Source organism: Salmonella sp. JXY0409-18 (genome assembly GCF_020268625.1).
GTDB classification, from domain to species: Bacteria; Pseudomonadota; Gammaproteobacteria; order Enterobacterales; family Enterobacteriaceae; genus Salmonella; species Salmonella enterica.
On sequence record NZ_CP084216.1, the window covers coordinates 1,438,933 to 1,451,228 of the forward strand.

General features: G+C 53.9%; 11 protein-coding genes. 10 read left to right on the top strand and 1 reads right to left on the bottom strand.

What is annotated here, in order from left to right; translation table 11 throughout:
• Positions 1-23 precede the first annotated feature (23 nt).
• The 9 genes from pdxB to purF all read left to right on the top strand — a co-directional run bounded on the left by pdxB (position 24) and on the right by purF (position 9,179).
• Positions 24-1,160, top strand: a complete 1,137-nt coding sequence (pdxB, locus tag LDB27_RS06770) for a 4-phosphoerythronate dehydrogenase PdxB (protein ID WP_000699176.1) — start codon at positions 24-26, stop codon at positions 1,158-1,160.
• A gap of 67 nt (positions 1,161-1,227) precedes the next feature.
• Positions 1,228-2,241 carry an aspartate-semialdehyde dehydrogenase gene (locus tag LDB27_RS06775; protein WP_001289141.1) on the top strand — a complete coding sequence of 338 codons (1,014 nt, stop codon included), beginning with the start codon at positions 1,228-1,230 and terminating at the stop codon, positions 2,239-2,241.
• The gene (gene truA, locus LDB27_RS06780; protein WP_000016631.1) at positions 2,241-3,053 is read left to right on the top strand and encodes a tRNA pseudouridine(38-40) synthase TruA; all 813 of its coding nucleotides are present in this window, start codon (positions 2,241-2,243) and stop codon (positions 3,051-3,053) included. Before LDB27_RS06775 ends, truA begins: the two co-directional genes overlap by 1 nt.
• 48 nt (positions 3,054-3,101) lie before the next feature.
• Positions 3,102-3,761 carry a DedA family protein gene (locus LDB27_RS06785; RefSeq protein WP_000364317.1) on the top strand — a complete coding sequence of 220 codons (660 nt, stop codon included), beginning with the start codon at positions 3,102-3,104 and terminating at the stop codon, positions 3,759-3,761.
• A 149-nt stretch (positions 3,762-3,910) separates the two neighbouring features.
• Positions 3,911-4,825 carry an acetyl-CoA carboxylase, carboxyltransferase subunit beta gene (gene accD / locus LDB27_RS06790; protein ID WP_000118383.1) on the top strand — a complete coding sequence of 305 codons (915 nt, stop codon included), beginning with the start codon at positions 3,911-3,913 and terminating at the stop codon, positions 4,823-4,825.
• Between the two features lie 67 nt (positions 4,826-4,892).
• Complete coding sequence (gene folC, locus LDB27_RS06795) at positions 4,893-6,161, top strand: bifunctional tetrahydrofolate synthase/dihydrofolate synthase (RefSeq protein ID WP_000792289.1); 1,269 nt, start codon at positions 4,893-4,895, stop codon at positions 6,159-6,161.
• Positions 6,151-6,825 carry a cell division protein DedD gene (dedD, locus tag LDB27_RS06800; protein WP_000157030.1) on the top strand — a complete coding sequence of 225 codons (675 nt, stop codon included), beginning with the start codon at positions 6,151-6,153 and terminating at the stop codon, positions 6,823-6,825. The genes folC and dedD overlap by 11 nt, the downstream gene beginning before the upstream one ends.
• A 310-nt stretch (positions 6,826-7,135) precedes the next feature.
• Positions 7,136-7,624, top strand: a complete 489-nt coding sequence (gene cvpA, locus LDB27_RS06805) for a colicin V production protein (RefSeq protein ID WP_000262102.1) — start codon at positions 7,136-7,138, stop codon at positions 7,622-7,624.
• A gap of 37 nt (positions 7,625-7,661) precedes the next feature.
• Positions 7,662-9,179, top strand: coding sequence for an amidophosphoribosyltransferase (gene purF / locus LDB27_RS06810; protein ID WP_000334205.1), 1,518 nt, complete (start codon positions 7,662-7,664; stop codon positions 9,177-9,179).
• Between the two features lie 35 nt (positions 9,180-9,214).
• Here the strand turns inward: purF and LDB27_RS06815 are convergent, their stop codons facing one another.
• Positions 9,215-10,642 carry a sigma-54 interaction domain-containing protein gene (locus LDB27_RS06815; protein WP_000168923.1) on the bottom strand — a complete coding sequence of 476 codons (1,428 nt, stop codon included), beginning with the start codon at positions 10,640-10,642 and terminating at the stop codon, positions 9,215-9,217.
• A gap of 211 nt (positions 10,643-10,853) precedes the next feature.
• Between LDB27_RS06815 and LDB27_RS06820 the strand changes: the two genes are divergently transcribed.
• Positions 10,854-12,251, top strand: coding sequence for a diaminopimelate decarboxylase family protein (locus tag LDB27_RS06820; RefSeq protein ID WP_000132314.1), 1,398 nt, complete (start codon positions 10,854-10,856; stop codon positions 12,249-12,251).
• Positions 12,252-12,296 lie beyond the last annotated feature (45 nt).

The following is a 12,296-nucleotide window of genomic DNA, read 5'->3' on the forward strand; positions in this document are numbered from 1 at the left end:
GTTCTCAAACAGGTACGACAGTCGTGAAAATTCTCGTTGATGAAAATATGCCTTACGCCCGCGAATTATTTAGCCGCCTGGGTGAGGTAAAGGCAGTGCCGGGTCGCCCGATCCCCGTTGAAGAATTGAACCATGCCGATGCGTTAATGGTGCGTTCGGTCACGAAAGTGAATGAATCGCTGCTGAGCGGCACGCCGATTAACTTCGTTGGTACTGCTACGGCAGGCACCGATCATGTGGATGAGGCATGGCTGAAGCAGGCGGGCATCGGTTTTTCAGCCGCGCCCGGCTGTAATGCTATCGCCGTGGTGGAGTATGTGTTTTCCGCGCTGTTGATGCTGGCCGAACGTGACGGCTTTTCGTTACGCGATCGCACTATAGGGATTGTCGGCGTGGGTAACGTCGGAAGCCGGCTACAGACCAGGCTTGAAGCGTTGGGTATCCGCACGTTGCTGTGCGATCCGCCACGCGCCGCACGCGGGGACGAGGGTGATTTTCGTACGCTGGATGAGCTGGTGCAGGAAGCGGATGTCCTGACTTTCCATACGCCGCTTTATAAAGACGGACCGTACAAAACGCTGCATCTGGCCGATGAGACGCTGATCCGTCGACTGAAACCCGGCGCCATTCTCATTAACGCCTGCCGCGGTCCGGTGGTGGATAACGCCGCGTTGTTGGCGCGACTTAATGCCGGGCAGCCGCTGAGCGTGGTGCTTGATGTGTGGGAGGGCGAACCGGATCTTAACGTCGCGCTACTGGAAGCCGTGGATATCGGCACGTCGCATATTGCCGGCTATACGCTGGAAGGCAAAGCGCGCGGCACCACCCAGGTCTTTGAGGCGTATAGCGCGTTTATCGGTCGCGAGCAGCATGTCGCGCTGGAGACATTACTGCCTGCGCCTGAGTTTGGTCGTATTACGCTTCACGGCCCGCTGGATCAACCGACGCTGAAAAGACTGGCGCATTTGGTGTATGATGTGCGCCGCGACGATGCGCCACTGCGTAAAGTCGCTGGAATTCCGGGTGAATTTGATAAATTGCGTAAAAATTATCTTGAGCGCCGTGAATGGTCGTCTTTATACGTGATGTGTGACGACGAAACGGCAGCCGCCTTGCTGTGTAAGCTAGGTTTTAACGCTGTTCATCACCCGGCACATTAATGTCTTCTTAATGCTCCCTGTCGAATAATGCGACAGGGACGCTTATGTATTTCTGGAGTAAATCACCATGTCTGAAGGCTGGAACATTGCCATTCTGGGCGCAACGGGCGCCGTAGGCGAAGCCCTGCTTGAAACACTGGCTGAACGCCAGTTCCCGGTCGGTGAAATTTATGCGTTGGCGCGTCATGAAAGCGCGGGCGAGCACCTCCGTTTTGGTGGCAAGTCGGTCATTGTCCAGGATGCGGCGGACTTTGACTGGACGCAGGCGCAGTTGGCGTTTTTCGTTGCCGGCGCAGAGGCATCGGCTGCCTGGATAGACGACGCGACCAATGCAGGTTGCCTGGTGATAGATTCCAGCGGTCTGTTCGCGCTGGAGCCTGATGTGCCGCTGGTCGTGCCGGAAGTTAACCCGTATGTACTGGCGGATTACCGTAACCGTAACGTGATTGCGGTCGCCGATAGTCTGACCAGTCAACTGCTGGCGGCGCTCAAGCCGTTAATCGATCAGGGGGGACTGTCGCGCATCGCCGTCACCAGTATGTTATCAGCGTCCGCACAGGGGAAAAAAGCGGTCGATGCGCTGGCCGGACAGAGTGCGAAGCTGCTTAACGGCATACCGATTGATGAAGATGATTTCTTTGGCCGCCAGTTGGCGTTCAATATGCTGCCGCTGCTGCCGGATCGTGAAGGCAGCGTGCGCCAGGAACGTCGTATCGTCGATGAAGTGCGTAAAATTTTGCAGGACGATGGCGTGATGATCTCCGCCAGTGTCGTGCAGTCGCCGGTGTTCTATGGCCATGCGCAGATGGTGAGCTTTGAAGCGCTCCGTCCGCTGGCGGCGGAAGAGGCGCGCGAGGCGTTTTCCCGCGGTGAAGATATCGTACTGTCAGAAGAGACGGATTACCCGACGCAGGTGGGCGACGCTTCCGGCAATCCACAGCTTTCTATTGGCTGTGTGCATAATGATTACGGTATGCCGGAACAAATTCAGTTCTGGTCAGTGGCGGACAACGTGCGTTTCGGCGGCGCGCTGATGGCCGTTAAAATTGCGGAGAAGCTGGTGCAGGAGTATCTGTACTGATGTCCGGACAGCAATCATCGCCGGTCTATAAAATTGCGCTGGGTATTGAGTACGACGGCAGCAAGTATTATGGCTGGCAGCGTCAGAATGAAGTGCGCAGCGTGCAGGAAAAGCTGGAAAAAGCGCTCTCGCAGGTGGCAAATGAACCTATTAACGTGTTCTGCGCCGGGCGTACCGATGCCGGCGTTCACGGCACCGGGCAGGTTGTCCATTTCGAAACGACCGCATTGCGCAAAGATGCGGCATGGACGCTGGGGGTAAATGCGAATTTGCCTGGTGACATTGCCGTGCGCTGGGTGAAAACTGTACCGGATGATTTTCACGCGCGATTTAGCGCTACGGCTCGCCGTTATCGCTATATCATCTACAATCATCGACTGCGTCCTGCGGTGTTAGCAAAAGGCGTGACGCATTACTATGAGCCGCTGGATGCAGAGCGGATGCATCGCGCGGCGCAGTGTCTGCTTGGTGAAAATGATTTTACCTCGTTTCGCGCGGTGCAGTGCCAGTCGCGCACGCCGTGGCGTAATGTGATGCACATCAACGTTACCCGCCACGGCCCTTATGTGGTGGTCGATATCAAAGCGAATGCCTTTGTTCATCATATGGTCAGGAATATTGTCGGCAGCCTGCTGGAAGTAGGCGCTCACAACCAGCCGGAGAGCTGGATCGCAGAGCTGTTAGCGGCCAGGGACAGAACGCTGGCGGCGGCAACGGCGAAGGCGGAAGGGCTATATTTGGTTGCGGTGGATTACCCTGACCGGTTTGACCTTCCAAAACCACCAATGGGCCCGCTATTTCTGGCGGACTAATCCGAATCGCACACCCGAAACGTGTCGGGTAGAAAGGCAAAGACAAATATGGACCTGATCTACTTTATTATTGATTTTATTCTGCACATCGATGTGCATCTGGCGGAGCTGGTCGCGGAGTACGGCGTCTGGGTGTACGCTATTTTGTTTTTGATTCTGTTTTGTGAAACCGGCCTGGTCGTCACGCCGTTTCTGCCGGGCGACTCGCTGCTGTTTGTCGCCGGGGCGCTGGCTTCGCTGGAAACCAACGATCTCAATGTGCATGTCATGGTGGCGTTAATGCTGATCGCCGCAATTGTTGGCGATGCGGTAAATTACACGATTGGTCGACTGTTCGGCGAAAAACTGTTCAGTAATCCGAATTCGAAAATTTTCCGCCGCAGTTACCTGGATAAAACCCACCAGTTTTATGAAAAACACGGCGGTAAAACTATCATTCTCGCTCGCTTCGTGCCGATCGTCAGAACCTTTGCGCCGTTTGTGGCAGGGATGGGGCACATGTCCTATCGGCATTTTGCCGCTTATAACGTCATCGGCGCGCTGCTGTGGGTGCTGCTCTTTACCTACGCCGGTTATTTCTTCGGTACGATACCGTTGATTCAGGATAACCTTAAGCTGCTGATTGTGGGGATTATCGTGGTTTCGATATTACCTGGCGTCATCGAGATTATTCGGCATAAGCGCGCTGCGTCGCGTGCCGCAAAATAGAAAGTAACTCAGCGGTTCGACCACTTTTTTATCCAAAGTTTCGGGCTGTTATGTTTTAATGTGCAACATTCATGGTCTGTTGGGGGCAAAAATGGCATTATGCGCCCCTTATAATAAAGCTGACTAAGGTTCAGGCAGAAAGGTCACCAATGAGCTGGATTGAACGAATTAAAAGCAACATTACTCCCACCCGCAAGGCAAGCATTCCTGAAGGGGTGTGGACCAAGTGTGATAGCTGCGGTCAGGTTTTATACCGCGCTGAGCTGGAACGTAATCTTGAGGTCTGTCCTAAGTGTGACCATCATATGCGCATGTCGGCGCGCAATCGCCTGCATAGCCTGTTAGATGAAGGTTCCCTTGTGGAGTTGGGTAGCGAGCTGGAGCCGAAAGACGTGCTCAAGTTCCGCGACTCCAAAAAATATAAAGACAGACTGGCGTCCGCGCAGAAAGAAACCGGCGAGAAAGACGCGCTGGTGGTCATGAAAGGGACGCTTCACGGTATGCCGGTTGTCGCCGCCGCGTTTGAATTCGCGTTCATGGGCGGCTCAATGGGGTCTGTCGTTGGCGCACGCTTCGTTCGCGCCGTTGAACAGGCGCTGGAAGATAACTGTCCGTTAGTGTGTTTCTCTGCTTCCGGCGGCGCGCGTATGCAAGAAGCGCTGATGTCTCTGATGCAGATGGCGAAAACCTCTGCTGCGCTGGCGAAAATGCAGGAACGTGGTCTGCCCTACATCTCGGTATTGACCGATCCGACAATGGGCGGCGTTTCCGCCAGTTTTGCGATGCTGGGCGATCTCAACATCGCCGAGCCAAAAGCCCTGATTGGCTTCGCCGGCCCGCGCGTTATCGAACAGACCGTTCGCGAAAAACTGCCGCCAGGATTCCAGCGCAGTGAGTTCCTGATCGAAAAAGGCGCTATTGATATGATAGTCCGCCGCCCGGAAATGCGCCTGAAGCTGGCGAGCATTCTGGCGAAGCTGATGAATCTGCCCGCGCCGAACCCGGACGCCCCGCGTGAAGGCGTGGTGGTGCCTCCGGCGCCGGATCAGGAGTCTGAGGCCTGATAACTGAAAAGGGCAGGGCCGCAGGCTCTGCCCTTTTGCTTTTCACCGTAAAGAAGCAGCGGAATCAATGAAAAACAAATCTATACCTCAAGCTGCGTCGCCCCTGGCCTCGTGGCTTTCTTATCTGGAAAACCTGCACAGCAAGAGTATCGATTTAGGCCTTGAGCGCGTAAGCCAGGTGGCAGCGCGTCTGGACATCCTCAAGCCTGCGCCGTTCGTTTTTACCGTTGCGGGAACCAACGGCAAAGGTACGACCTGTCGCACGCTGGAGTCGGTGTTAATCGCGGCGGGATACCGTGTGGGCGTCTATAGTTCGCCTCATCTGGTACGTTACACCGAGCGCGTGCGCGTGCAGGGGAAAGAATTAGCGGAATCCGCGCATACCGCGTCCTTTGCGGAAATAGAAACGGCGCGCGGCGATATTTCATTGACCTATTTTGAATATGGTACGTTGTCGGCATTGTGGCTGTTTAAACAGGCTAACCTTGACGTGGTGATTCTGGAGGTCGGGTTGGGCGGGCGCCTGGACGCCACGAACATTGTGGATGCCGATGTAGCGGTAATTACCAGCATCGCGCTTGACCATACTGACTGGCTGGGGCCGGATCGCGAAAGTATCGGCCGCGAGAAAGCCGGGATTTTTCGCGCGGAAAAACCCGCTATTGTCGGCGAACCGGAAATGCCGGCAACTATCGCGGATGTCGCGCAGGAGACCGGCGCGCTGTTGCGGCGTCGCGGCGTTGACTGGCGTTATGAGGTGACAGCGACCCACTGGGCGTTTACCGATGGCGACGGTACGCTTGCCGGACTGCCGTTGCCGCAGGTTCCCCAGCCGAATGCCGCCACCGCCCTGGCCGCGCTGCGCGCCAGCAGGTTGAACATTGACGAGCAGGCGATTCGCGACGGTATTGCGCAGGCTACCTTGCCGGGACGTTTTCAAATCGTGAGTGAGTCGCCGCGCGTTATCTTTGATGTCGCCCATAATCCCCACGCGGCGGAATACCTGACGGGTCGTCTGAAAATGTTGCCGAAACGCGGGCGCGTGCTTGCGGTGATTGGTATGCTGCATGATAAAGATATCGCCGGCACGTTAGCCTGGTTGAAAAGCGTGGTTGACGACTGGTATTGTGCTCCGTTAGAGGGGCCGCGCGGCGCGACGGCGGAACAACTTCTGGAACATCTGGGGAAAGGGAATGTCTATGATAGCGTCGCGCAGGCATGGCAGGCCGCTATCGACGCGGCGCAGCCAGAAGATACCGTGCTGGTGTGCGGATCGTTCCACACCGTCGCACATGTTATGGAAGTGATAGACGCGGGGAGAATCGGTGGCGAGTAAGTTTCAGAATCGTTTAGTCGGCACGATTGTGTTAGTCGCGCTGGGGGTTATTGTGCTTCCCGGTCTGCTGGACGGACAGAAAAAGCATTATCAGGATGAATTTGCTGCGATTCCACTGGTACCGAAGCCTGGCGACCGCGATGAGCCGGATATGATGCCTGCCGCAACGCAGGCGCTACCGACACAGCCGCCGGAAGGGGCGGCTGAAGAGGTGCGGGCGGGAGATGCGGCAGCGCCATCGCTGGACCCGTCGCGCATGGCGTCTAACAATGTCGAGCTTGATCCGATACCGGCGGAGACGCCTAAACCGAAGCCGGTTGAAAAGCCAAAGCCGCAGCTTAAACCGCAACAGCCGGTTGTCGTCGCTTCCACGCCGACGCCCGCGCCGAAACCGGCCGCCGACGATAAACCTGCGCCGACCGGCAAAGCTTATGTCGTACAGTTGGGCGCGCTGAAAAACGCGGATAAAGTCAACGAGATAGTCGGCAAGCTTCGTTCCGCCGGGTTCCGGGTTTATACTTCCCCCTCAACGCCGGTACAGGGTAAAATAACCCGTATTCTCGTCGGGCCGGATGCGTCGAAAGATAAGATGAAAGGATCGCTTGGCGAGCTCAAGCAGATTTCCGGGTTAAGCGGCGTGGTGATGGGGTATAGCCCGAACTAAGGCGCGTTTTGCCCGACTGCGCAGCGTTAAGGCCTACGGTGTTCATCTGGTAATAGCCGAAGTCCTGTAGGCTGGATAAGGCGTTTACGCCGCCATCCGGCAGAAGGAATAAACCTGGTATCCTGCGCTTATCAGGCCGATGGCAGCTCTTCTGGTCGTGCCCGAAGAGATAAAAAGTGTGATGGCGTTGAATATTTTTTCAGCGCCATTTTTATTTACGCGTGGGAAGGAAATCCCTACGCAAACGTTTTCTTTTTCTGTTAGAATGCGCCCCGAACAGGACGACAGGGCGTAAAATCGTGGGACATCTATGGTCTGGATTGATTACGCCATTATCGCGGTGATTGCTTTTTCCTGTCTGGTTAGCCTAATCCGCGGCTTTGTTCGTGAAGCGTTATCGCTGGTGACGTGGGGTTGTGCTTTCTTTGTCGCCAGTCACTACTACACTTACCTGTCTGTCTGGTTTACGGGCTTTGAAGACGAACTGGTTCGTAATGGGATTGCTATCGCGGTACTGTTTATCGCGACGCTTATCGTCGGCGCTATCGTGAATTTTGTGATAGGTCAGCTAGTAGAAAAGACCGGCCTGTCGGGAACTGACCGGGTGTTGGGGATCTGTTTCGGCGCACTGCGAGGGGCGCTGATTGTCGCCGCCATTCTGTTCTTCCTTGATACCTTTACCGGCTTGTCGAAAAGCGAAGACTGGAGCAAATCGCAGCTCATCCCGCAGTTCAGCTTCATCATCAGATGGTTCTTTGACTATCTGCAAAGCTCGTCGAGTTTCTTGCCCAGGACGTAACAGGTTCTGAGATGTGGCTTAACGAGGAAAATGACGTATGTGCGGTATTGTCGGTATCGCCGGTGTTATGCCGGTCAACCAGTCGATTTATGACGCGTTAACAGTGCTCCAGCATCGAGGTCAGGATGCTGCCGGTATCATCACCATTGATGCGAATAACTGCTTCCGCTTGCGTAAGGCAAACGGACTGGTGAACGATATTTTTGAAGCTCGCCACATGCAGCGTTTGCAGGGCAACATGGGGATCGGCCATGTGCGCTACCCTACCGCAGGCAGCTCCAGCGCTTCGGAAGCGCAACCTTTTTACGTTAACTCGCCGTATGGCATCACGTTGGCCCATAATGGCAACCTGACTAACGCGCACGAGCTACGTAAAAAGCTGTTTGAAGAAAAGCGCCGTCATATCAACACCACCTCCGATTCCGAAATCCTGCTCAATATTTTCGCCAGCGAGCTCGACAACTTCCGTCACTATCCGCTGGAAGCCGACAATATTTTTGCCGCGATTGCCGCGACCAACCGTCAAATTCGCGGCGCCTATGCCTGCGTGGCGATGATTATCGGTCACGGTATGGTGGCTTTTCGCGATCCGCACGGCATTCGCCCATTAGTGCTGGGCAAGCGTGACGTTGGCGATGGTCGTACGGAGTATATGGTCGCTTCTGAAAGCGTGGCGCTGGATACGCTGGGCTTTGAATTCCTGCGCGATGTCGCGCCGGGCGAAGCTATCTATATTACCGAAAAGGGGCAACTGTTCACGCGCCAGTGCGCGGATAACCCGGTCAGTAACCCCTGTCTGTTTGAGTACGTTTATTTTGCTCGCCCGGACTCCTTTATCGACAAGATCTCCGTCTACAGCGCTCGTGTGAATATGGGCACCAAACTTGGCGAAAAAATCGCTCGTGAATGGGAAGATCTGGACATCGACGTCGTGATCCCTATCCCGGAAACCTCCTGCGATATCGCACTGGAAATTGCCCGTATTCTCGGCAAGCCGTACCGCCAGGGATTTGTCAAAAATCGTTACGTGGGACGTACCTTTATCATGCCGGGCCAACAGCTACGCCGTAAATCCGTGCGCCGTAAGCTCAATGCTAATCGCGCGGAATTCCGCGATAAGAACGTCCTGCTGGTGGATGATTCCATCGTGCGTGGCACCACATCAGAGCAGATCATCGAGATGGCCCGGGAAGCCGGCGCGAAGAAGGTTTATCTGGCGTCCGCCGCGCCGGAAATTCGTTTCCCTAACGTCTATGGCATTGATATGCCGACCGCCAATGAGCTGATCGCGCATGGTCGCGAGGTGGATGAGATTCGGCAGATCATCGGCGCAGACGGGCTTATCTTCCAGGATCTGAACGATCTGATCGAAGCCGTACGCGCGGAAAACCCGGATATCCAGCAGTTTGAATGTTCGGTATTTAACGGGGTATATGTCACCAAAGACGTAGACCAGCAATACCTCGACTTCCTGGATTCATTACGTAATGACGACGCCAAAGCGGTGCTGTTCCAGAACGAAATGGAAAACCTGGAAATGCATAACGAAGGCTAATGGCTTTGCCAGCGGCGCGATGCCGCTGGCCGATGTCAATTACGCACCACGCCGAAGCGAATAGCGTATTTTTGTACTTTGTACTGTAACGTGGTGCGGGATACGTTAAGGCTGCGGGCCGCGGCGGCAATATTCCCCTGATGCGTATCCAGCGCGGTTTCTATTAAATGCCTTTCGTAGTTGGCAACCCGTGCCTCCAGCGACCCTTCATACTGCGGATCGGGTGACGAGGGAAGGGGATTTTCCGGCGCGGTTTCCGGTACGCCTAAATTTAACTCGTCCTGTTCAAAAATGATGTGTTTGAGCAGCCCATCTTTTTCCTGCATGATCATGCTGCGTACAATCGCGTTTTCCAGCATCCTGACATTACCCGGCCAGGCGTGATTGAGCAGATCAGCACGCGCCGTCTCGCTTAATCCGTGAATGTCCTGCGGCACGTCATTACGGTATTTATCAATAAAATAATTCGCCAGTAAGGGAATATCTTCCGGGCGGGCGCGCAGCGGCGGTAACGTCAACATTCCGACGCTCAACCGATAAAAAAGATCTGCCCGCAGACGTTCTTGTTGAATTAATTTGACGGGCGCTTCGTTCATGGCGGCAACGATCCTGACATCAGAGTGGAGTTGCTGTTGTCCGCCGAGCCGCCAGAAGGTTTTATCCTGCAAGAATCGCAGCAGCTTACTTTGCATCTCTATCGGCATGGCGTTCAGCTCATCAAGAAAGAGCGTTCCCCCGTTTGCCAGCTCCAGATAGCCCTGGCTATTTTCCGCGCCGGTATAGGCGCCGCGCACGGTGCCGAAAAGCGTACTTTCGATAAGCGTAGGCGGTAGAGCGCCGCAGTTCAGGGCGATAAATGGTTTATTCGCCCGCTTGCTGCATTGATGGATCAGGCGGGAAAATAGCTCCTTACCCGTACCCGTCTCCCCGACAATCGTCACCGGAATATTACTGGCGGCCAGCCGTTTGGCTTTGGCAATATTACTGAGCATTTCCGGGTTTTCGGTAATAATGGCATGGTGCTTCTCATGGTGATCGGCATACAGCAGTTGGTTCAGTTCTACCACCTGCTCCTGGAGCCGCCTGACGCCGGACATATTCCTGCCGATTTCGATAACGCCGACCATGCCGCCATCGCTTGCATAGAGCGGCGCGGTGGTGTGCTGATAGTCAACGGCCTGGCCTCGCGCATTGTAATAAATTTGATAATGGCCAATGTATTCCACGCCTTTTTTTAACGATGAAAGCATCGTGCTTTGGGTCTCTTTCATGCCCGGATAGACATCCAGCATATGTTTTCCCATTGCCCGTTCAATACTGTAGCCGTCCAGATCCGCGCTTTCCTGATTGTAGTAAACGTATTCACCACGCTCATTAATGACGGCCAACGGCTGATGAATCAAATCGAAAAAGCGGGAAAACATCCTGAGCGCCGAGGCCAGCTCCTGATTGGTGGATGCCATATATGCATTCCTCATATCTATTGTTCATGTTGTCATTATAAAAGTGACGAATTTTCGTCGTTGTGATGAATAGCAAACTCAATGACGAAAATGAGAAATAGCTTATTTTTATAAGTAATTGATTATTTTTATAAAAAATAGTGGCATGCCTTTTGCTTTATCCCCTGTAAAGAATGCGGATTTTTACCATAAACATTAAGCAGAGGGCGTTATGACTGACTCGATTATGCAGAATTACAACCAGCTACGTGAGCAGGTAATCAACGGCGATCGCCGTTTCCAGCACAAAGACGGTCATTTGTGTTTTGAAGGGGTCGATCTGGACGCTCTGGCGCGCCAGTACCCCACGCCGTTCTATGTGTTTTCTGAGCCGGAGATTATTCGTAACATTCATGAAATCCAGCAGGCATTTGCGGCGCATAAAAATACCAAAACCTTCTTTGCGTCAAAAACCTGCTCGGTCATGGGGGTGTTGAAAGCCATTCGTGACGCCGGAATTTGCGCGGAGGCAAACTCACAATATGAGGTTCGCAAGTGTCTGGAGATAGGCTTTCGCGGCGATCAGATCGTCTTCAACGGCGTGGTGAAAAAGCCTGCCGATCTGGAATATGCCATCGCTAACGATCTGTATCTTATTAATGTTGATAGCCTGTATGAGCTGGAACATATTGATGCCATCTCTCGCAGGCTGAAGAAAGTCGCCAATGTTTGCGTCCGCGTAGAGCCGAATGTTCCCTCGGCGACGCATGCGGAACTGGTTACCGCTTTCCATGCGAAGTCGGGTCTCGACCTGGAACAGGCGGAAGAAACCTGCCGCCGCATTCTGGCGATGCCTTATGTGCATTTGCGCGGCTTGCATATGCATGTGGGTGATCAGGTGCCGGAGTCAGAGCCTTTCGCAAAAGCGACTAAAGTGCTGGTGGATGAATCCCGTCGCCTGGAAGAGGTGCTCGGTATTAAATTTGATTTGATCAACGTGGGCGGCGGAATTCCGGTTCCCTATAAATATGACGACGAGAATGGCGACCCGTTAAAAGATAATATGTATGCCGGTATTACCGCCCAGGATTTTGCCGATGCGGTCATTCGCGAAGTGCATAAATGGCGTACCGATGTGGAAATATGTATTGAACCGGGACGTAAAGTGACCGGGTCGGCGGCGGTTTTACTGACGGAAGTCTCCTGCGAAAAACGTAAAACAAATTACGATCTTAACGGCAATGTGGAATGCCACGTTGAATGGAAATTTGTCGACGCTGGTTACAGCGTACTCTCTGACAGCCAGCATTTTGACTGGTTCTTTTATGTCTATAACGCCTCTCGCATGACGGCAGCGCACGACGCCTGGATAAAATTAGCCGGGCCGCTGTGTGATGGCGGAGATTATTTCCACATGGGAGTGAAAGGCGAAGAGTTTTTACTGCCGAAGGAGACTCATGTTGGCGATATTGTCGCGTTTCTTGATGCCGGGGCATACACCATTGAAAGTCAAACCGTTTATAACAACCGTCCGCGCACGGGCGTGGTGATGATCGATAAAAATGGTGAGACGCGTCTGATTCGTCGGGAAGACAGTTACGAAGACATGGTCAAGTACGACATTTATTAATACTGTTTTGGGCTTCAGTTTCATGCTGAAGCCCGTCGTCAGATG